Origin of the sequence: Thalassospira tepidiphila MCCC 1A03514 (assembly GCF_001662875.1) — a bacterium.
In the GTDB taxonomy this organism is placed as follows: Bacteria; Pseudomonadota; Alphaproteobacteria; order Rhodospirillales; family Thalassospiraceae; genus Thalassospira; species Thalassospira tepidiphila.
The window spans coordinates 553,576-574,483 of the sequence record NZ_JPVZ01000002.1; the positions used below are offsets into that span (position 1 = coordinate 553,576).

A 20,908-nucleotide genomic window follows, 5' to 3' on the forward strand; every position below is an offset into this window, starting at 1 on the left:
CACGCGGGACAAACATCAGGTTACGATTGCCAATTGCCAGATTGTGCCAAGCCTTATGTTTGAAATCCCGTTGCCCTTTGTTGTTGCCTTGTTGCTGGCGATTTTGCTGGTGCGCCTGATCCTGCGCGGGCCAGCCGGTCCGGTCGGGCGGAGCATGCGGATCTTCGTTGCCGCCAGTCTGGCACTGGTGATCATGGTCGGGCTGCGCTGGCAATTTGATCTGCTGATTTTCCGTTTCTTACGACCCTTGTTTGCCGCGATGCTGCCACCCATCGCCTGGATGTGCTTTGCCGCACTCGGTTCAAAGGATCGGTCGCAAACCAGATGGCGGTGGCTGCATGTTATCCCGGTTCTGGCGATTTTCATCGCAAGTCTGACCTGGCGGCAATGGCATATCCAGGTTGATTTCCTGATTGCACTGCAATTCGCCGGATATGGTATTGCGCTGATGGTTTTGGCCAGCCGCGGCGAAGACCGTTTTGCGCAGGCACGGCTGGGTGATGTCGGATCGGTTCGGGGCATTGTTGCCGTGGTTGGCGGGGCGCTGATTTTCTCAGGGCTCGTTGACGGGTTGATCGCCCTTGATTTCAGCATCACGCAGGGCACAAACGTCGCAACAATCGTCGGCTCTGCTCAATTGGTCGTTCTGGTGGTGCTGGCGTTGCTGATGGTCCGGTTGGAGCGTCTTAGTCCGCAGACCACGCAGCTGACCGACAGCGTGACCGAACCCGTACTTTCGCAGTACAAAGACAGCTCGCAAGACAACAACGATATCGCCGAGGATGATGCCATCCTTGCCGCAATCGATGAGGTCATGCACGCGCAGCATCTGTATCGCGGTCCTGATCTGACACTGGATCGATTGGCGCGCCGTGTGGTGATCCCGGCACGGCAGATTTCCGGGGCGATTAACCGCCGGTTCGGGCGCAATGTGTCACAGGTCGTCAATGAATACCGCGTGGCAGAGGCGCAGATGCTGCTGCGAACGACTGATAAGCCGGTGACTGAAATCATGTTTGACTGCGGGTTTCAGACCAAATCGAACTTTAACCGTGAATTTGGCCGGGTGACCGGGATGGGGCCGCGGGCTTATCGCGACGCGGACCCAAATCCTGATCAACTGGCCACCGATCAACCGGCCCCCGATCAACCGTTCGGTCCGATCAGGAAGCTGTTTTCAGAGAACGCAAAAAGTCGAGAATAAGCGTGATGGTCTGTTGATGCAGGTCTGATCGATCCGTTGCGTCATCGCCATCCAGACAGATGATGCCATCACCCTGGACATCCTGTTCAAGCAGGATCGCGGCATTTGGTTTGCATTCCGGCAGGAAGCTGAAATGCGCCGCACCGGGCAGGGCATGGTAACGGGTTAAATCGGTCGGCAGGTGTTCGATGAGGTAGCCCGATTCAAGGTCCTTGGGGATTTTAGGATTGGGCGCACCGGCGGCAATGACCAGAACCGGGATGTCGATGGCCGCCAGGCTTTCGGGGGTAAAGCCACGGGCAAGGCCAAGATCAAGCGAGATGGCGCCACGGATACGTTGGTCTTTAAGGTTGGCGCCCAGCTTTGCGCGGTCTGCCACTGTGCGGCCAACCTCAAGTGTCGCGAGGCCATCACAGGCGGCGAATTTAGGATGCTGTTTGCATTCCATGTCCATCCGCTCCATGTCCATTCGCGCCCCGGCGAGCTCCAGCACCGTCCATCCGCCCAGTGAATGACCAATCACCGTGATGTTGTTTGGATCAATGTGGGGCGTCCATGTGTGATTATCGGTCAGCGATGTGATCACGTGGCTGATATCGCGCGGGCGAAGCCATAACGCGGATCCGACTTCGGCGGTGACATCGCGGCTGGTGGTGCCGGGGTGATTGATCGCGGCCACCACATAGCCCGCCCGGGCAAGTGCCGTGGCCAGCCATGCCTGATTGCGCCAGTTGCCGCCAAACCCGTGCGACATCACGACCAATGGATGGCGTCCGTCCTGAATTTTGGCATCAGGCTGCACCATCTGACCGAAAAAGACCGGATTTTCGCCGACAGGTACGGCTGGGTTTGTGTCGCTGGTCGGATACCAGATTGCACCAACCAATGCGCGGTTCCCATCACTTGCCGCGATGGTGGTTTCCGTAAAACCCACGGCATTGGGCGCGCCATGGGATGGGGTGGACATGACAAAAGCCGCCAAGATGGCCAACGTGGTGACGGTAAAACGCAAGATTCTTGATCCTTCAAACCAAATGAAATGATGCGATGAGTTTTACCGGTCGGCGGGCTGTTGGCGTCCTTGATCGCGATCAAGGACCTTTCAGGCATAAAAAAAAGCCCCGGTCGGTTGGCCGGGGCTTGGTCTTTGGTCGCGGATCAAGACGTGTTTTAGCGGAACATCATCACCGGCACATGACAGGAGCGGACCATTTCGGTGGTGGTGCTGCCGATGATCAGGTTGCGGATGCGCGAATGGCCATAGGCGCCCATGACCAGAAGATCGATATTTTCCGCTTCGATCTTGTCCTTGATCACGTCTTCGGGTTCGCCCGAAGCAAAGCCTGCATCGACCTCGTACCCCGCCTTGCGCAGGATGGTTGCCGCGTCATCAAGCTTTTCCTGCAAGGTGTCATTGGGTTTGCCAACCGAAAGCAACGTGCAGGGCAGACCGGTAAACAGTTTGCCCGATGCGATATGGCGCACGGCCTTCATCGCACTTTCGCCGCCATCAAATGCGATCAGGAATTTGTTGATCGGCTTGAACGCACGTGATGCGACAAGCACCGGCTTTTTGGCCGAACGCACAACCCGTTCAAGGTTGGAGCCCAGATGCAGCTTGGCAAAATCGGCGGCCTCGCCGCGTTTGCCAACCAGGATCAGATCTGCATCCCCTTCGAACTCGGCAATGGTTTCGATCAGATCGCCATGGCGCAGCTTGGTGGTGACGGTGGCGACACCCTTTTCCTCAAGCCCGGTTTTGGCTTCTTCAAGCAGCAAGCGACCGCGCTTGAGTTCGAGCTTGTTTTTCTGCTCGTCCAGATCGGCCAGCTCTTTCAGCAGCGCTGAACGGGCACCGAGTTTGAGGCTGCCACTCAGGTCTGCCGGTTCGGAATCGGTATTGCGCCGGCCCAGCACGTGCATCAGTTCGACCGATGCGTCGGTGCGTTCTGCCACCCAGCGGGTCAGGTCGCATACACTTTGCGAATAGCCTGATCCATCGATCAGTGCGATCAGATGTGTCATGGATCGTCTTCCTTTCCCAGTTTCCCTAGTGGCCCATCAGGCGTTCAAGCGCGCCGGGCTTATCGTGGATGGCCAGTTTATCGACGATTGTCTCGCTGGCTTCATTGAGACCGATCAACTCGACCTCGGCCCCTTCACGGCGGAATTTGAGCACGACCATATCAAGGGCTGCAACACTTGAAATGTCCCAGATATGCGCGTGGCTGACATCAATCGTGACCTTGTCGAGGGCTTCGCGGAAATCAAATGCCTTGGTGAAGTCTTCGACCGAGGCAAAGAAGATCTGGCCGCGCACTTCGTAGGTACGGTGCGTGCTGTCAGGCGAAAGCGTGCTGGTAACACGGAAAATCTGCGCGATCTTCCAGGCAAAGAAAATACCCGAAAGCAACACACCGACCAGAACACCGATGGCAAGGTTGTGAGACCCCACCACCGTGATCACGGTTGCCAGCATCACGATCGACGAGCTTCTCGGATGATCCTTGAGGTCCTTGATCGAGGACCAGCTGAATGTCCCGATCGACACCATGATCATGATCGCGACAAGGGCCGCCATCGGAATGATTGCGACCAGATCGCCCAGAACCACAATCAGGATCAAAAGGAAAATCCCGGCAAGGAAGGTCGAGAGGCGGCAACGGCCACCCGATTTGACGTTGATCACCGACTGGCCGATCATCGCGCAACCCGCCATGCCGCCGATAAAGCCGGTAAAGAAGTTGGCGATCCCCTGACCATAGCATTCGCGTGTGCGGTTGGATGTTGTGTCGGTCAGATCATCAACGATCTGGGCCGTCATCAGACTTTCCAGAAGACCGACCGCCGCGACCGCCGCCGAATAGGGCAGGATGATCAGGAAGGTATCAAGGTTCAGCGGCACATCCGGGAAATAGATCGCCGGGAAGGCATCGGGAAGCGCGCCCATATCGCCCACGGTGCGCAGATCGGCATCGATAAAGAATGACAAGCCGGTCAGAACGATGATGCAAATCAGCGGTGACGGGATGACCTTGGTAATGCGCGGGAACAGATAGATGATGGCAAGGCCGCCCGCGACCATCACATAGGTCATGGGGCTGACATTGGTCAGTTCCGGCAGCTGGGCCATGAAGATCAGGATGGCGAGTGCGTTGACAAAGCCGGTCATGACCGACTTGGAAACAAAGCGCATCAGCGACCCCAGACGAAGCGCACCTGCCAGCATCTGAATGACACCGGCCAGAACGGTCGCGGCCAGCAGGTAATCCAGCCCGTGTTCACGGACAAGCGATCCCATCAGAACGGCGGTGGCGGCGGTGGCCGCCGAAATCATGCCCGGACGGCCGCCAAAGATGGCGGTGATGACGGCAATCGAGAAGGAGGCATAAAGCCCGACCTTCGGGTCAACACCGGCAATGATGGAAAAGGCAATCGCCTCAGGGATCAGGGCCAGCGCAACCACAAGGCCCGAAAGCACATCGGCGCGAATGTTGCCAAGCCATTCAGCCCGCAAACGCGGCAGAAAATCGCTATTCACAGAAAATCTCCGTCTCGGTCAAGCCCGACCGCGCAATCGCCAGATCTGACGATTGATTGTCCCGCGGGCTGGAATGTCATCAGGCGGTCTTCATGATCCGTCAGCCGGAAATTCAGCGACAGGTCTCCCCAAGACCATCCCGTTCGTTGCTGCGTCGCAGCAGGCTGTACCTATACCAATTTAAGATTTTGCACAACCGTGACACGGATTTGCCAAGGCATTTTGGCAAGCGCCGGTCGCCCAAAAAAAACTGCCGGGCACTGAAGTCCCGGCAGGCGCAGTTTGGCGGAGGCCACAAAACTTTTGCCGATGTTGCTAGCCGGTGGCGCGCTCGTCGATCTGGATGGCTGCGAGGAACAGGTCGATCTCGCTGCGCAGATTTGCCGCCTGAACGGAAAGTTCATCTGCTGCATTGGTTACATCCCGGGTTGCGTTTTCACTTTTGCAGGCAGCAGTTTGAACACCATTGATGCTGTCAAGCACTTCGCGTGTGCCCTGTGCGGTGTCGCGGGCGCGAAGCGCGATGTTGCTGGTGGCTTCACCCTGCTGGGTGACAGCCTGGGCCACCGTGTTCGAGATCGAGTTGATTTCATCAATCACCTCGGAAATGTCGCGCATGGCGGTGACGGATTCCTGGGTTGCTTCCTGAATGGCCAGGATCTGTTCGCTGATTTCGCCAGTTGCGCGACTGGTTTGGGCGGCAAGGTTTTTGACTTCGTTGGCGACCACGGCAAAGCCTTTGCCAGCTTCACCCGCCCGGGCGGCCTCGATCGTCGCATTGAGGGCCAGAAGGTTGGTCTGGGATGCGATATCACTGATCAGCGTGATGACTTCGCCGATTTTGACGGTACTTTCTGACAGGCTTTGGACCAGACGGTTGCTGTGTTCTGTCCGGGTGACGGCACCTTGGGCGATGGTGCTTGAGGTGCGGACATGATCGCCTATTTCCGCGACCGAGGATGACAGTTGAGTCGCGGCACTGGCGACGGAATTGATGTTGTCAGAAGCACGTTCGACAATGGTGACCACACCGCTTGCAAGCTGGGTGGTGTCAGAAACTGCACCGGACATGACATTGGCCGTATTGCCCATCGATTCCGATGCATGGCACAGCGCCTGCACGACATTGTCCGCACGGGTGCGGAAAGTATCGACCGCATTTGCAACGGCGGTGGCACGTTCAAGTTTTTCGCGGTTTTCCTCTTCGCGCTGACGGGTCAGGCGATCATTTTCCAGCAAGCTTTGTTTGAAATTGGCCAAGGCCTGCATGATGCGCGCAATGGCATTGTTGCCTTTGGTCGGGGGGATTTCGGCGTCGAGTTTCCCCGCGGCGAGCTGTTCCATCATGCTAACTGCATGGGTCAGCGGGCGCGTGATGCCCCGACCCAAAGACCATCCGACAATGGTGGCAATGGCCGCAACGATGACAAGGATCAGCAAGGAAGCATTACGCATGTTGATCGTCGGTGCGAACACTTCATCGGCGGAAACTGTTGCAACAAGTGCCAGCCGGGAGCCGAGGATTTCCAGCGGGGTATATGCCGAGACCACCTCTGTCCCGCCGAAATCATCAACCGTCATGGTACCTGTTTCACCAGCAAGGGCGCGGTCAACCGGCGCTGCGCGGATTTCGCGCCGAAGGCTGGTTGGTTCTTTCATCAGGCGGGTGTCGTTGCGCATCAACCCATCTGCACCGACAAGATACGTATCGCCCGTTTCCCCAAGGCCTTGAGCGCCCTGCAATGTATTGTTGATGCGGTCTACCGGAATGCGAACGGCCATAACGCCGATCAGGTTGCTGCCCGCTTCGTCATAGACGGGGGCTGCCATAAAGGCAGAAGGCTGACCATCGGCAAGGGTATATTGGCTGAAATCAATGAAACTGACGGTTCCCGGCTCTGCATTGCTGGCAGCGGCAAAGGCCCGCCCCAAACCGGTCGATGCATAGGCATCCTGACTAAGGTCGATTGAGAAATCGTCAGTTTTCGAGACGCTGTAAAGGACACTGCCCTGTGTTGCGATCAGATAGATATCGCCATAGGAACGTTCGCGCCGCAGTTGGCGAAGCCACGGGTGATACTGTTTGTGGATGTCAGAATAGGTAGAGCCATCCGCCGCCTTGTCGAGCATGTCTCGTTCAGAGGCGTTATGTGGATTTTGCTTGATGTAGAGATCGTGCAAAGTTGCCATTGCACTGCTGCCCAGATCGGACCACGCAAAATCAAAAATAGTGATCGATTGGCGCAGCGCCGGACTGGATGCCTGCAACACCAGATCCTGTTCGATGGATCGGAAATAGCCATCCAGTTCGCTTTGCCGCGCACTCACAACGGCGGAGAGCTTTTCGGTGGCCCCCATATTCAGCGCATCGCGCGCAATCAGATAACTTGAAAGGGCCGTGGTGGCAGCGGCGACGATTGCCAAAATGGCGATTGTCGTCGGGATGACGCGACGCAAAGACATAGAGGCAAGGAATGACACCAGACCCTCCTGACCGATTTCTGGAATGAGTGTTCAATTACTCAGTAAAGCAAAAATCCGATCCGGCGAATTCACATGCTTGTGTCTAGGGTGTGAGCTCGCACGTGGTGCCAAACGAGAAAAGCCTGATCCCCGGCAAGCAGGGATCAGGCCATGTTTTCAAGCAGTTCGGCTGTTTTCGCCTCAGGCGCTGTCGCGCAGCGCCTTGGCGATTGCCTCGCCGCAGGTGACGGTATTGGCCTTGCCGCCAAGGTCGGCGGTGCGCAGGTTTTCATCGAGCAGGACGGCCTCAATGGCGCGCATGATGGCGTCATTGGCATCGGTATGACCGAGGTGATCGAGCATCATCGCCCCTGACCAGATTTGCCCGATGGGGTTGGCGATGCCCTTGCCGGCAATGTCCGGGGCCGAACCATGGACCGGTTCGAACAGGGAGGGGAATTTGCGTTCCGGGTTGATGTTGCCCGATGGCGCGATGCCAATCGTGCCCGTGCAGGCCGGGCCAAGGTCAGACAGGATATCGCCAAACAGGTTCGATGCCACGACCACGTCAAAGCGGTCCGGGTTCATCACGAACTGGGCGGTCAGAATGTCGATATGGTATTTGTCCCAGGTGACGTCGGGATAGTTTTTCGCCATTTCGATCACGCGTTCATCCCAATATGGCATGGTGATTGAAATGCCGTTGGACTTGGTGGCGGATGTCACGTGTTTGCGCGGGCGTTTCTGGGCCAGCTCAAACGCGTATTTCAGGATGCGATCAATGCCGGTGCGCGACATGACGGTTTCCTGAATGACGATTTCGCGGTCCGTGCCGGGATACATCTTGCCGCCGACCGAGGAATATTCACCTTCGGTATTCTCGCGCACGACATAGAAATCAATGTCACCGGGTTTGCGACCTGCGAGCGGCGATGGCACGCCGGGCATCAGTTTGGCCGGACGCAAATTGACATACTGGTCAAAGTCGCGCCGGAACATGATCAGCGAGCCCCACAGCGAAATATGGTCCGGTACCGTATCGGGCCAGCCGACCGCGCCAAAGAAAATCGCATCATGGGGTTCGATCTGTGCGCGCCAATCATCGGGCATCATTTGGCCGTGCTTTTGATAGTAGTCGCACGAGCCGAATTCGAACTCGTTAAACACCAGATCGAGGTCAAATACTTCGGCCGCCGCCTTAAGCACGCGGATGCCTTCGGGCATGACTTCGGTTCCGATGCCGTCGCCGGCGATGACTGCGATTTTGTGGGTGGGGCGTGTCACGGTGCTGTTCTCCGCTGATATGTGTTTTTGGTGGCTTTTCAGTTTGGGGATTATTGCGTTGATAGGACGTTTCGTCGAGCCCCGGAAGCGATCCGGATTACAGTCCTGATTGCAGCCCGCATACAAGAAAGGCCCCCACCATTGGCAGGGGCCTTTCCGTGTAAGGGTATCTGGCGACGATGGGTCGCCGGAGTTTTGGCCTTAGCGGTTCAGGACTTAACGATTCTGGCGGTTATCGATCAGGTCATCGACAACACCCGGATCAGCAAGGGTCGAGGTATCGCCAAGCTGATCATATTCGTTCGCCGCAATCTTGCGCAGGATACGGCGCATGATTTTGCCCGAACGGGTTTTCGGCAGACCCGGCGACCACTGGATGAAGTCGGGGCTTGCGATCGGGCCGATTTCCTTGCGGACCCATTTGACCAGTTCGGCGCGCAGCTCGTCGGTTGGTTCTTCGCCGGCATTCAGCGTCACATAGGCATAGATGCCCTGACCCTTGATGTCGTGCGGAACGCCGACCACGGCGGCCTCGGCCACCTTGGAATGCGCAACCAGTGCGCTTTCGACTTCGGCGGTGCCCATACGGTGACCCGATACGTTGATCACGTCATCGACACGGCCGGTGATCCAGTAATAGCCATCATCGTCACGACGTGCGCCGTCACCGGTGGTGTAGACGTTTTTGAACGTGCTGAAATAGGTCTGGATGAAGCGTTCATGGTCACCATAGACCGTACGCATCTGACCCGGCCAGCTGTCCTTGATGACAAGGTTGCCATCGGTTGCGCCAGTCAGTTCCTTGCCTTCGTTATCAAGCAAGGCCGGCTGGACACCAAAGAACGGAAGCGTCGCCGAACCCGGTTTCAGGTCGGTCGCACCCGGCAGCGGCGTAATCAGAATGCCGCCGGTTTCGGTCTGCCACCAGGTATCGACAATCGGGCAATTCTTTTTGCCGACATGTTCGTAATACCATTCCCAGGCTTCCGGGTTGATCGGCTCGCCCACCGAGCCGAGGATGCGAAGCGACGACAGATCAGCCTTGTTCACAAAGCTTTCGCCTTCGCGCATCAGGGCACGGATTGCGGTCGGAGCGGTATAGAAGATGTTGACCTTGTGCTTTTCGCAAACCTGCCAGAAGCGCGATGCGTCCGGATAGCTCGGAACACCTTCAAACATCAGGGTCGTGGCACCGTTGGCCAGCGGACCGTAAACGATATAGCTGTGGCCAGTGACCCAGCCGACATCGGCCGTACACCAGTAAATGTCGCCTTCGTGATAGTCGAAGACATATTCATGGGTCATGGATGCGTAGACAAGGTAACCGCCCGAGGTGTGCAGAACACCCTTCGGCTTGCCGGTCGAGCCCGAGGTATACAGAACAAACAGCGGGTCTTCGGCATTGACTTCGGTCGGCGGGCAGTCGGTGGAGGCGGCGGCACAGACTTCGTGATACCAAACGTCGCGCGCATCGTTCCAGGCAACGTCCTTGCCGGTATGTTTGACGACGACCATTTTCTCGACCGATTTGACGCCCGGGTGCGACAGGGCTTCGTCCGCATTGCGTTTCAGCGGGACTGAGCGGCCACCACGCAGACCTTCGTCAGACGTGATGACGACCTTCGCACCGCAATCTTCAACGCGGCCAGCCAGCGCTTCGGGCGAGAAGCCGCCAAACACGATGGAATGGATTGCGCCGATACGCGCGCAGGCCAGCATGGCAACTGCGGCCTCGGGGATCATCGGCAGATAGATGACAACGCGATCACCCTTGGCAACGCCCATCGATTTCAGCGCATTGGCGAAACGGCACGTGCGCTCATAAAGATCGCGATAGGTGATGTGTTCGGAGACGTTGGGATCATCGCCCTCGAAAATGATGGCGGTCTGATCGCCGCGCTTTTCAAGGTGACGGTCAAGGCAGTTGGCCGCGACGTTGAGCGTCCCGTCCTCATACCACTTGATATAGAGGTCTTTGGCGTCGTAGCTGACGTTTTTGACGGTCTTATAGGGTTTGATCCAGTCAATGCGTTTGCCGTGTTCGCCCCAGAAGCCTTCCGGGTCTTCGACCGACTGCTTGTACATGGCGTCGTATTTTGCCTTGTCGATCAAAGCGCCCTTCGCGATGTCGTCAGGTACGGGATAAACGTTCGCAGACATATGTGGCCTCTTGTTCGTTTCCTGTGGTCTCTAGGTCGGCACCGGGGTGCTTTCGATGACTTTTCCAACGGGCTCGAAAAAGGCATCCGTCCGATGCAGTAATTTCGGTGCGGTTCAGAACCTGCTTTGCCATGCTGCCCGGTCCGGTGTGTGATCGGTCCCGTTCAAAGGGGGCGGGCACGGCAAAGTTACTCCTGTCGCTTGCGCCCTATGCTAGTGCGCAGAGAGTATTGAGGGAATACAACTTAAGACGGGGGCGGGCCTGGCCGGGTGCGCGTTGGTTGGTGTACGTTTGCCGCAACAGCCGGCGTGGTCGTCGTCATTGGCCGCCCTTGGGTGCCGATCCTTGGTTCTGTTCCCTTATCCAATTGAAATATATCCGAAATTCTTAGGCTCGCCAGTGAAGCCGATTACATTTTTTCTGTGCGTGGATGTGGGGCCAGCTTGGTTCGGTTCTGGATTTGACGGAACAAAACAGATACAAAGAAGCCAGCACGTAATCAAATGGTGGGATAATGGATCCGATTTCTTTGGCAGCGGGGGCGCTTGGCGCATCTGTTCTGGCACTTGTCTTTAGCATCATGATGGTCAAGCGCATCAAGGATGCCGCAGAGGCCGAGACGGAGTCGCGCACAGCCCTTCTGGCGTCCCAGCTTGAACATGCGGACAATACCCGGCGCGATCTTGCGACCGAGGTGGCACAGATGCGTGAAAAGCTTTCCGAGGCATCGGAAAAGCGGGCCATTGCCGAAACCACGGCCAACCGGGTGCCGGTGCTTGAAGCCGAGATGAAGGAACTTCGCACCGCCCTTGATCACTGGCGCGAAAAGGGGTCCGAGCTTGAGACCGCGCTTGAGAAAGAGCGCGAGGCGGCCAAGGAAAAGCTCGAGATGCTCGAAGATGCCAAGACAAAGCTTCTTGATAGCTTCAAGGCCCTGTCGTCTGATGCGCTTAAGGTCAATAACGACGAGTTCATGAAACTGGCGCGTGAGAACTTTTCACGCCTGCAGGAAGGGGCCAAGGGCGATCTTGAAAAACGCCAGCAGGCCATTGACGGGATCGTAAAGCCCATCCGGGAACGGCTTGAAGCCTTTGATACCAAGGTTAACGAACTTGAAAAAAACCGCAAGGAAGCCTATGGCGAGCTGCGTGAACAGGTCGGGACCCTGGTGCAATCGCAACACAAATTGTCCAAGGAAACCCAGACGCTGAGCTCGGCCCTGCGGTCCAGTTCATCGGTGTCGGGCAAGTGGGGCGAATTGCAGCTCAAGCGGATTGTCGAACTGGCCGGGATGCTCAAGCATTGCGACTTTGACGAACAGGTGCATTTCAACACCGACGAAGGTATCCAGAAACCCGACATGGTCATTCACCTGCCGGGCGGCAAGAATATCGTGGTCGATGCCAAGGCCCCGACATCGGCTTATCTTGAGGCGATTGACGAGAAATATGACGACGATCGCCGCGAAGCCTTGATGGCGACCTATGTCACCAATGTGCGCAAGGTGATCACGGATCTTTCGAAAAAATCATACTGGAAGTCGGTGGATAGCCCGGAATTTGTCGTGCTGTTCCTGCCCGGTGAAAGCTTCTTCTCGGCCGCCCTTGAACGCGACCCGCGTTTGATCGAGGACAGCTTCCGCGACGGGGTCATTCTGGCAACACCGACGACTTTGCTGGGCTTGCTTAAGGCCGTGTCATATGGTTGGCGACAGGAAGCTTTGGCCGAAAGCGCGCGTGATATCAGTGAAATTGGCTTGCAGCTTTATGATCGTCTGGGCGCGCTTGCCAAGCATTTTTCATCGATGGGAAAATCGCTTGAAAGTACGGTCAAGCATTACAACAAGACGCTGGGGTCACTCGAAGGATCGGTTCTGGTGTCGGCGCGCAAGCTCAAGGAAAAGCATATCGTCTCTGATGACCGCATGATCGAGGAACCGTCCCCGTCGGAAACCCATGTGCGCGAAATCACCAAGACGGAATTGCTGGCCGGGCCAGAGGCTGCGAAGCCAGACGCCGGGGATTAAGTCAAACCGGTTTTGGCCGAGATCCCTTGTGCGCGACATGGCAGCCATCACGGAGAAATCGGGCTGTTTGCTTGACTTGGGCGTGGGGAAACCTTATCTCGAAGCGCGAAATTCGCTATACTGGTTTACTGCAATTAGTTCGAACACCGGATTACTGACCCATGGCCCTGCGTGAAATTCTTATCGTTCCAGACCCGCGCCTGAAAAAGGAATGCGAACCGGTCGAGGAAGTGAATGATGAGATCAAGACTCTTCTCGATGACATGCTGGAAACCATGTATGCGGCCCCGGGCATTGGCCTTGCAGCGCCGCAGATCGGGGTGATGAAGCGCGTGGTGGTCATGGATGTGTCTGATGACAAGGACAAGCCGGAACCGCTCAAACTGATCAATCCGGAGATCATCTGGGAATCTGAGGAAACCTCGATCTATCAGGAAGGGTGCCTGTCGATCCCGGAACAATATGCCGATGTCGAACGCCCGGCCGAAGTCGGCATGCGTTACATGGATGAAAACGGCGAAACCCACGAGATCGAGGCGGACGGGTTGCTTGCAACCTGCATCCAGCACGAGATTGATCACCTGGACGGCGTTTTGTTCACCGATTATCTCAGCGCGCTTAAGCGCAACATGATCCTGAAGAAAGTCCAGAAGCTGCAGAAAACCAAAAAGTCTGCCTGAGACGTCTGATCAGAAACGCATGCGAGGGGCCGGTTTTCCGGCCCTTTTGTTTGCGCAGGTTCAGAGTTTGCGGGGTTTGATGTCGTTCGGATCAAGCCCGACGATCCAGCCCTCGCGCTTAAGAATGCTTGGCGTGCGGGGCAGATGTTCGGGGCGGCGACCCTCGGCGATTTCGATCAAGCCCATTACGCCGATCAGCGCGTCAAAGGCATCGTCCTTGCCGTGGTCCGGGCCAAAGCCATCCTTGATGTCGTCCCAGACCGAAGGACTGATTTCAATGCCCTTCTTGCTGGCGTTATCGCGTAGTTGGTGCAGGTATTTCTTGCGACTGTCTTTATTTGATTTAGTCAACTCACTTGTGTAATCAAGCCAGCCATAGATCTCGCCGGGATAGGTTTCAATCAGGGTGACGCCGGGCGCTTTGGTACGGGTTTCAAGGTCACCCGAGAACGGCCAGATGTGAAAGCCGTCGGCATGGCCCGGGATGATCAGGTTTTTGAGGCCGTGCAGCATCCCTTTGCCGACCTGATTCGCCCCCAGTGTCCAGAAGGCCGGGCAGGCGGCGTTGCGTTGGGTGGTTGGAAATTCGCAGGCGCGATGAAGTGCGTTGAAATCGGTCAGGCCAAGTGCCTTTATCAAATCGTCGCGTTTCACGCTGCCCTTGATGCCGGAGCTTTGTGGATAAAATGGCCGGGTGTGCCGGATTTGATCTGGTGATTGGCAGACATCAAAGAATTCCTGCCATTCATCGGTTTCAAGCAATCCGAGTAATGATTTGAAGTCTTTGATATTCGCGCCATCATACCACGTATCCAGAAACCCGATCGGCATATCAAGGCCAAGCCAGAGCACATCCTTCTTGCCATGGCTGGCGAGCGATTGGCGGAACTGATGGAGCATCCCGACCGGCTCGATGGCGTGGATTTGCCAGCCACTGTCATTGCGGCTGGCCTTGGCGACCCAGCGGCCTTTGGGCGATAGGCTCCAATCCGCATGCCAGATGTGGCTGACCGGGTATTTCGGCGATTGAGGTAAGGCTTGGCTTGTCATTTGGGCAGGATAACGCCAAATTGCCGCCAGAAGAGTCAAAAGATGAATGGGATTGATATGACCAAGCTGCGCATTGCCTTTATGGGAACCCCGGACTTTGCCCATGTGGCGCTAAAGGATCTGGTGGCGGCGGGGCATGACGTGGTTTGCGTCTATTCAAAGCCGCCGCGCCCGGCTGGCCGCGGGCACAAGGAAACGCCAAGTCCGGTGCATGCCTGGGCGGCCGCGCAGGGGATTGAGGTCCGTCATCCGGTGTCGCTGAAATCGGCCGAGGAACAGCAGGCCTTTGCCGATCTTGATCTCGATGTCGCGGTGGTGGCGGCCTATGGCCTGATCCTGCCGAAAGCCATTCTCGATGCGCCGAAATATGGGTGTTTGAATATTCACGCATCTCTTCTGCCGCGCTGGCGCGGGGCAGCCCCGATTCAACGCGCCATTCTGGCCGGGGATGATGCGACTGGGGTCACCATCATGCAGATGGATGTCGGGCTGGATACCGGTGACATGTTGCTAGTTGGCGAATTGCCGATCACGGCGGAGACCTATGCTAATGCTTTGCATGATGATCTGGCCGCACTTGGCGGTAAGATGATTGTCGAGGCGCTTGAAAAGCTGCCCAAGGGGGAGCTTGTTGCGACCAAGCAGCCCGAAGAGGGTGTGACCTATGCGGCCAAACTCGAACGTGCCGAGGCCAAGCTTGATTTTGCTGATGATGCCGCTGCACTCGAGCGCAAAATTCGTGCCTTTACCCCGTGGCCGGGGGCCTATTTCGAGCTTGGTAAGGAACGCATCAAGGTGCAGGCGGCCGAGGTGATTGATCAATCCGGTCCGGTGGGTGAAATCCTTGATGACAAGCTGACGATTGGCTGCGGCACCGGCGCGCTGCGCCCGACCCGTATTCAGCGCCCGGGCAAATCGGTGATGGATACTGATGCGGTGCTGCGCGGCTATGACAAGCTTGCCAAGGGCGTAAAGCTCGGCTGATGGCAAATATCACGGCACATACCGGTGGTGATGTGACGATCCGGCCGGCCTTTAACCGCGATGGCGATGGCATTGCCGATCTGATCGCGCTGGTGTTTGCCGATTATCCCGGCTGCGTGTTTGATCGTGCCGCCGAATTCCCCGAACTTGATGCGATTGCCGATGACTTCAAGGCCGATGACGGCCGGATCTGGGTTGCGGTCGATGATCAGGATCGGGTTCTGGGCTGTTTCGGGGTTAAATATGACGTGGCCAGCCGCGAAGGCGAGCTTCACAAGGTCTATCTGCATCCGGCTGTGCGCGGGCGCGGCACGGCGCAGAAACTGATGGCCAAGGCGTTGGCCTGGCTTGGCCAGACGCATCCTGAATGCGAAGTGGTGATGCTTTGGACCGATAAGCGGTTTGAGGCCGGGCATCGGTTTTATGAAAAATGCGGCTTTGCGCGCACAGGCGAAAGCCGCATTCTGGATGATCTTTCCAATTCGTCGGAATGGCAGTTCCGCTTTGACTTTGCGGCCTATCAGAAGGCGCTTGGCTTCTAGGCCGGGTGCCTATCGGTTATTTGCCAACATCGCGGGCGGTTTTGCTGGTGTCGGTGGTGCCGTCACTGTTGCGGCGCACCGCACGGGCATCACGGAAGCCAAGCTCCCACGGCGGAACCGGGGTGAATTTTTCGGCCAGGAAGTCAACAAAGGCACGCACCTTGGGCGACAGGTGGCGTTTATGCGGATACACCGCCGAAATCCACGCCTGATCATGGACATATTCGGTTAGAACCGGGGTCAGGCGCCCGGTGCGGATATCTTCATGCACCAGATATTCGGCCAGGCGCGCCATACCCAGCCCGGCCAGAACCGCCTCGTGCAGCACGTCACCGTCATTGGCCGAGAACGAGCCCTGTGCGCGGAACGCCACGTGACCATCGGGCGTTTCAAAGTGCCAGTCGTTGAAGCTTTCGCGTGATGACAGATGCAGACAGTTATGGTTTTCAAGGTCTTGCGGCTTGCGCGGGATACCGTTCTTTTCAAGATATTCCGGCGATGCGACGATCATGCGGCGGTTGACCGCATATTTACGCGCGATCAGCGACGAGTCTTCGAGTGCCGAGAGGCGAATGGCAAGGTCATAGCCATCGTTGACCAGATCGGTGAATTTGTCATCAAGGGTCAGCTCAATCCGCACATCGGGATAGCGCGCAAGGAATTCCGGGATCAGCGGCACCACCTGCATCTTGGTGAAGGCGACCGATGCGTTGATGCGCAATGTCCCGCGGGGGGCGGCATAAAGCTGGGTAACGACTTCTTCGGCTTCCTCAATCTCGTTTAGGATCGTGCGGGCGCGCTCGTAAAAGGCGCGGCCTTCCTCGGTCAGGCTGAGCTGACGGGTGGTGCGCATCAAAAGACGGGCACCCAGACGATCTTCAAGGCGTGAGATGTATTTCGAAACAGCTGACGGTGACAGACGCATTGTCCGGGCAGCGGCCGAGAAACTGCCTTCCTCGACTGCATGGACAAAGATTTCCATTTCCGCGGCGCGATCCATATTCAGCTTTCCTATTTATGACGGACATTCACAAGTAATGTGCATATTGAGGTAATTCTCTTTCCCCGTAAAGGAAATTAGATTGAGTTCATCGAGAGCGACACGGCGTCGCAACGAACGAAATTTTAGGAGGTCACCATGGCCACTTACGAAGAAATCACCACCCGTTACATCTCCACCACCGAAATCGAGGCAGGTGTACGTAAAGGTCAGCAGCTTCGCGCTGAATTCGTAGGCTCCTTCTTCCGTAACCTGTTCAAAGGTTCCGAGAAATCAGCCGACGTAAACCATCCGGCCGGCACCGTTGGCGGTGCTGCCTAACTGACGACCTAACTGCATGCGGTCGAGCGCCGATTGATTTCCTCCCCAAGAGGTGCTCCCGCAGGCAAGGACTATGACGACGGTTTCTATCTAGCGTCTTCCTCCCTATTTGACGCTGTTTTCCCGACTGGCCCGGTCACTTTTGTGATCCGGGCCATTTTTTTGCCTAATCGGCCTCTTTCGGGGCGATGTTGGGCGGCATGTAAAAGCCCGGCCGTTCCGAGAACCATGACCCCAGGCTGACGATGGCGGCGGCAATCAAGGTCACCACCAGCATGGTGGCAATCGACATGTCGGCGGCAAACATCCAGCCATAAATCGCCGGGCCAATCGCCGATGCCAGCACCATGACCGCGGTCAGCGTACTGCGCACCGCGCCAATTTCATCAAGCGGCACCAGTTCCGGGATGATGGCGGTGCGCAGTGTCGTGGCAAAGCCCACCGTAATACCGACCAGCCCCATGTAAATCAGGATCACCCACGGCGTGGTTGTGAGCGCCAGAATGGCAATGCCAACCATCATCGGGATCAGATGCCAGGGAAACAGGCGGCGGGCCGAATGTTTGTCAATCAGCGGACCACTGCCAAAAGCGCCCAGCACCGATGTGATGGCAAACACCGTAAACCCGGCGGCAAACCAGCCAAGCTCGATCCCCTTGCTGTTGGAAATTGCGCCCTGATGGAAAAAGAGCGCGGTCATGATCAAGGGGGGTGCGGCCAGCATCGGCATGCAGAACCAGACATAAAGCGATTTGAACAGGCGGGGGTGATCACTTTGGCTGGTGTCGGTAGGGGACTCGGCCTGATCCGAACTGTTTGTTTCAGGTACAGTCGTCGACTCGGTTGCTTTTGCAGGCGCCTTGCGGAATTTTGCGTCGCTTCGAATAAGCCAGATCGCAACCGGCAGCAGGACCAGCAAAATAAACACCGCCGACCCGGCATAGGTATATCGCCAGCCAAAGGCGGCAATCAGGGCCAGCAAGGTGGCAGGCATGATCGCCTCTGCCAGGGGAAAGCCGAAACTGGCAATCGCCAGCGCCCGTCCGCGACTGCGCGAAAAATAGCGCGCGATGCCGGTCATGCTGACATGGCTCATCAATCCCTGACCAGCCAGACGCAGCACAAACAGGGCGGCAATCAGCATCCAGACATTGCCCGCGAGCGCAATCATCACACAGCCAAGTGCAAGCAGCGCCATGGTGGCGAGGCTATAGGACAGGATATCGACCTTGTCGATCCAGCGGCCAACGACCGGCAGGCAGAGCGCGCTGGCAATGGTAATCCCGGCATAGATATTGGCAAATTCGGTTTCATTGAGTGCCAAACTTGCCGAGATGAAGGGCACAAACAATGCGACCAGAAACGTCTGCCCGAACGAGGAGCCAAAACTGTGCAACGCGCCAAAGGCAAGTTGGCGGGGCGCTTGGCGAAGCAAGATCAAAAACTGCATGCGGATTCCGGCGAGGTGTGAGTGGGGCGCAAAATTAAATAGTATGAGGAATGTATCTGGCGTGTGAACACCTGTCTACCTGCCCGCATGGGTGGGATGGGATCAGGTCGCCCGGGGATGCGGCAAAGAAAAAGCCCGCAAGCATTTCGCTTACGGGCTTTGACTTTCGTCGGGACGGAAATGGTTTAGCTTGCGGCGACCGCCGGTGTCGGGGTGTTCTTTTTGCCCTGCCACCAGTTGAAGGCCAGAACCGCAAGAAGGACGATCGTGCCAGCGATTTCGGCCCGGATGTCGGGATAGAACACGCCGATGGTTGCCGGAACGATGATGATGCGTGAAAGCACATCCATCGGGGCAAACAGATAGCCTTCAAGGGCGGCGGCAAAGGCTACCAGACACAGGATCGCGGTAAAGCCGGTCCAAAGGACGATCTGGATCGAACCGCCTTCGATGATTTCAGGGTTGAAGACCATGAAGGCCGGGATCAGATAGAGACCCTTGGCGAATTTCCACGCCTGAATACTGGTTTCCATCGGACTGGCGTTGGCAATTGCGGCCCCCGCGAAGCCCGCCAGCGCAATCGGCGGCGTGACGTTACTGTCCTGCGAGTACCAGAACACCACCAGATGCGCGATCAGAAGCGGAATGCCGAACTCGTTCGAAAGGGCCGGACCCACCAGCACGATCAGAACGATATAGGATGCCGTAACCGGCAGACCCATACCGAGGATCAGGCTTGCGATCAGCACAAGAACAAGCGCCAGAACGATATTGCCACCCGAAAACGCGATCATCATCGACGAGAATTTCAGGCCAAGACCGGTCACGCCAACCACGCCGACAATGATACCGGCAACCGCACAGGCCATCGAGACGGCAACGGCGTTTTTGGCACCAAGTTCAAGGGCGGCAATGGTGATCGCGATGCCCTTGCGAATGGCGGCGATCAGTTTTTCGTGGCTTGGTTTTTCACCCTGCTGCGGGGCGACAAAGAAGAACCACAGCGCATAACGCAAGGCGGCAACCGCCATCACCGACAGAATGGCCCAGAAGCCCACCCGCATCGGCGAGATGTTAAGGACCAACAGGTAAATCAGGATGCCCAGCGGCAGGATGAACTGCCAGCCTTCCTTGAGAACTTCCTTCCAGTCCGGAAGTTCTTCGACCGGCATGCCGCGCATGCCCTGTTTCAGGGCAACGATATGCACGAACAGATAAACCGTGCCGAGATACAGGATCGCCGGGAAGATCGAGACCAGAACGATGTCGAGATACGGCACCTGGGTATATTCGGAAATCAGGAACGCACCGGCCCCCATCAGCGGCGGGGTGATCTGGCCGCCGGTGGATGCCGCGGCCTCAACACCACCCGCCTGTGCCGGGCGGTAGCCAAGCTTTTTCATCAGCGGAATGGTAAAGGCACCCGTGGTGACAACGTTGGCAATTGCCGACCCGCTGATCGATCCCATACCGGCCGATGCCAGAACGGCGGCCTTGGCCGGGCCACCCGGTTTTTTGCCGGTGGCGGCATAAGCCATATCGATAAAGAACTTGCCAGCACCCGTGACTTCAAGGAACGCCCCAAACAGAACGAACATGAAGATATAGGTCGCAGCAACCCCCATCGGCAGGCCGTAAATGCCTTCCTGACCGAGGTAAAGTTGCCCGACAAGGCGATCAACGTCGTTGCCGCGATGGGCAAGAATGCCCGGAAGCCATTCACCAACCCACGGCAGCGCACCGCGCGGACCCGACAGGGCGTAAATGATGGCAACAATGCCAATCACGGTCATGCCAAGGCCGACAGCACGGCGGCTGGCCTCCAGCACGGTGACGGTGGCAATCACGCCGATGATCAGGTCGGTTTCGCTCCAGAAACCGGCGCGGTTGATGATTTCATCAAGAAAGAACGTAAGATAGAAGCCCGTGGTAAAGGCACCGGCCAGAAAGGCCAGATCAATCACCCAGCCAAGGAAGCCGCGCTTTTTGTTGCTGCCGAAAATCGGGAACATCAAAAAGGCCAGGAACATCACGAACGCAAGGTGAATACTGCGTTGATAGAACAGGCCAAGCGGCTCGATCCCTGCGCCATACATCTGGAACAAAGAGAGTGCGACTGCGACGATCGAGATTGCCCACAGAACCAGTTTTGGCTGTGGCAATCTATCCGTCATGGATGGCAGCGTTGCCTGTTCGGACATG

General features: G+C 57.0%; 16 protein-coding genes. 6 read left to right on the forward strand and 10 right to left on the reverse strand.

Features of this window, described 5'->3' with window-relative positions; translation table 11 throughout:
• The first annotated feature begins 55 nt into the window (after positions 1 to 55).
• Complete coding sequence (locus tag TH4_RS20855; protein ID WP_064780376.1) at positions 56 to 1,204, forward strand: helix-turn-helix domain-containing protein; 1,149 nt, start codon at positions 56 to 58, stop codon at positions 1,202 to 1,204.
• Here the strand turns inward: TH4_RS20855 and TH4_RS06590 are convergent.
• The 6 genes from TH4_RS06590 to acs all read right to left on the reverse strand — a co-directional run bounded on the left by TH4_RS06590 (position 1,164) and on the right by acs (position 10,652).
• Positions 1,164 to 2,171, reverse strand: a complete 1,008-nt coding sequence (locus tag TH4_RS06590) for an alpha/beta hydrolase family protein (RefSeq protein ID WP_064780496.1) — start codon at positions 2,169 to 2,171, stop codon at positions 1,164 to 1,166. The two genes, TH4_RS20855 and TH4_RS06590, sit on opposite strands and share 41 nt — an antisense overlap.
• 203 nt (positions 2,172 to 2,374) lie before the next feature.
• Positions 2,375 to 3,229: a universal stress protein gene (locus TH4_RS06595; protein WP_064780377.1), complete on the reverse strand. Its 855-nt coding sequence runs from the start codon at positions 3,227 to 3,229 to the stop codon at positions 2,375 to 2,377.
• Positions 3,230 to 3,254: 25 nt separating this feature from the next.
• Positions 3,255 to 4,745, reverse strand: a complete 1,491-nt coding sequence (locus TH4_RS06600; RefSeq protein ID WP_064780378.1) for a SulP family inorganic anion transporter — start codon at positions 4,743 to 4,745, stop codon at positions 3,255 to 3,257.
• 315 nt (positions 4,746 to 5,060) lie between these two features.
• Positions 5,061 to 7,226 (reverse strand): methyl-accepting chemotaxis protein, encoded by a 2,166-nt coding sequence (locus TH4_RS06605; RefSeq protein ID WP_157097708.1) that lies wholly within the window; start codon positions 7,224 to 7,226, stop codon positions 5,061 to 5,063.
• 183 nt (positions 7,227 to 7,409) lie between these two features.
• On the reverse strand, positions 7,410 to 8,492 hold the full coding sequence (locus tag TH4_RS06610) for a tartrate dehydrogenase (protein WP_157097709.1): 1,083 nt from the start codon (positions 8,490 to 8,492) through the stop codon (positions 7,410 to 7,412).
• 216 nt (positions 8,493 to 8,708) lie between these two features.
• Positions 8,709 to 10,652: an acetate--CoA ligase gene (gene acs / locus TH4_RS06615; RefSeq protein ID WP_064780380.1), complete on the reverse strand. Its 1,944-nt coding sequence runs from the start codon at positions 10,650 to 10,652 to the stop codon at positions 8,709 to 8,711.
• A 515-nt stretch (positions 10,653 to 11,167) separates the two neighbouring features.
• On the opposite strand from acs, the gene TH4_RS06620 reads away from it, so the two are divergent.
• Together TH4_RS06620 and def are read left to right on the forward strand one after the other, a co-directional pair.
• Entirely contained in the window at positions 11,168 to 12,679 is a 1,512-nt protein-coding gene (locus TH4_RS06620; RefSeq protein WP_064780381.1) for a DNA recombination protein RmuC, read from the forward strand.
• Between the two features lie 161 nt (positions 12,680 to 12,840).
• Positions 12,841 to 13,359, forward strand: a complete 519-nt coding sequence (def, locus tag TH4_RS06625; RefSeq protein ID WP_064780382.1) for a peptide deformylase — start codon at positions 12,841 to 12,843, stop codon at positions 13,357 to 13,359.
• Between the two features lie 60 nt (positions 13,360 to 13,419).
• Here the strand turns inward: def and TH4_RS06630 are convergent, their stop codons facing one another.
• The gene (locus tag TH4_RS06630; RefSeq protein WP_064780383.1) at positions 13,420 to 14,409 is read right to left on the reverse strand and encodes a hypothetical protein; all 990 of its coding nucleotides are present in this window, start codon (positions 14,407 to 14,409) and stop codon (positions 13,420 to 13,422) included.
• Between the two features lie 57 nt (positions 14,410 to 14,466).
• Here TH4_RS06630 and fmt point away from each other — a divergent pair, with 57 nt between their 5' ends.
• Positions 14,467 to 15,393 (forward strand): methionyl-tRNA formyltransferase, encoded by a 927-nt coding sequence (fmt, locus tag TH4_RS06635; protein ID WP_064780498.1) that lies wholly within the window; start codon positions 14,467 to 14,469, stop codon positions 15,391 to 15,393.
• The gene (locus TH4_RS06640; RefSeq protein WP_064780384.1) at positions 15,393 to 15,935 is read left to right on the forward strand and encodes a GNAT family N-acetyltransferase; all 543 of its coding nucleotides are present in this window, start codon (positions 15,393 to 15,395) and stop codon (positions 15,933 to 15,935) included. The genes fmt and TH4_RS06640 overlap by 1 nt, the downstream gene beginning before the upstream one ends.
• A gap of 16 nt (positions 15,936 to 15,951) precedes the next feature.
• Here TH4_RS06640 and TH4_RS06645 read toward each other — a convergent pair whose 3' ends face one another.
• Positions 15,952 to 16,935 carry a LysR family transcriptional regulator gene (locus TH4_RS06645; protein ID WP_008889044.1) on the reverse strand — a complete coding sequence of 328 codons (984 nt, stop codon included), beginning with the start codon at positions 16,933 to 16,935 and terminating at the stop codon, positions 15,952 to 15,954.
• A gap of 138 nt (positions 16,936 to 17,073) precedes the next feature.
• Here TH4_RS06645 and TH4_RS06650 point away from each other — a divergent pair, with 138 nt between their 5' ends.
• Complete coding sequence (locus TH4_RS06650; RefSeq protein WP_008889045.1) at positions 17,074 to 17,256, forward strand: hypothetical protein; 183 nt, start codon at positions 17,074 to 17,076, stop codon at positions 17,254 to 17,256.
• A gap of 166 nt (positions 17,257 to 17,422) precedes the next feature.
• Here TH4_RS06650 and TH4_RS06655 read toward each other — a convergent pair whose 3' ends face one another.
• Together TH4_RS06655 and TH4_RS06660 are read right to left on the reverse strand one after the other, a co-directional pair.
• On the reverse strand, positions 17,423 to 18,706 hold the full coding sequence (locus TH4_RS06655; protein ID WP_064780385.1) for an MFS transporter: 1,284 nt from the start codon (positions 18,704 to 18,706) through the stop codon (positions 17,423 to 17,425).
• A 185-nt stretch (positions 18,707 to 18,891) separates the two neighbouring features.
• Positions 18,892 to 20,907, reverse strand: coding sequence for a TRAP transporter permease (locus TH4_RS06660; RefSeq protein ID WP_064780386.1), 2,016 nt, complete (start codon positions 20,905 to 20,907; stop codon positions 18,892 to 18,894).
• Between the last annotated feature and the right edge of the window lies 1 nt (position 20,908).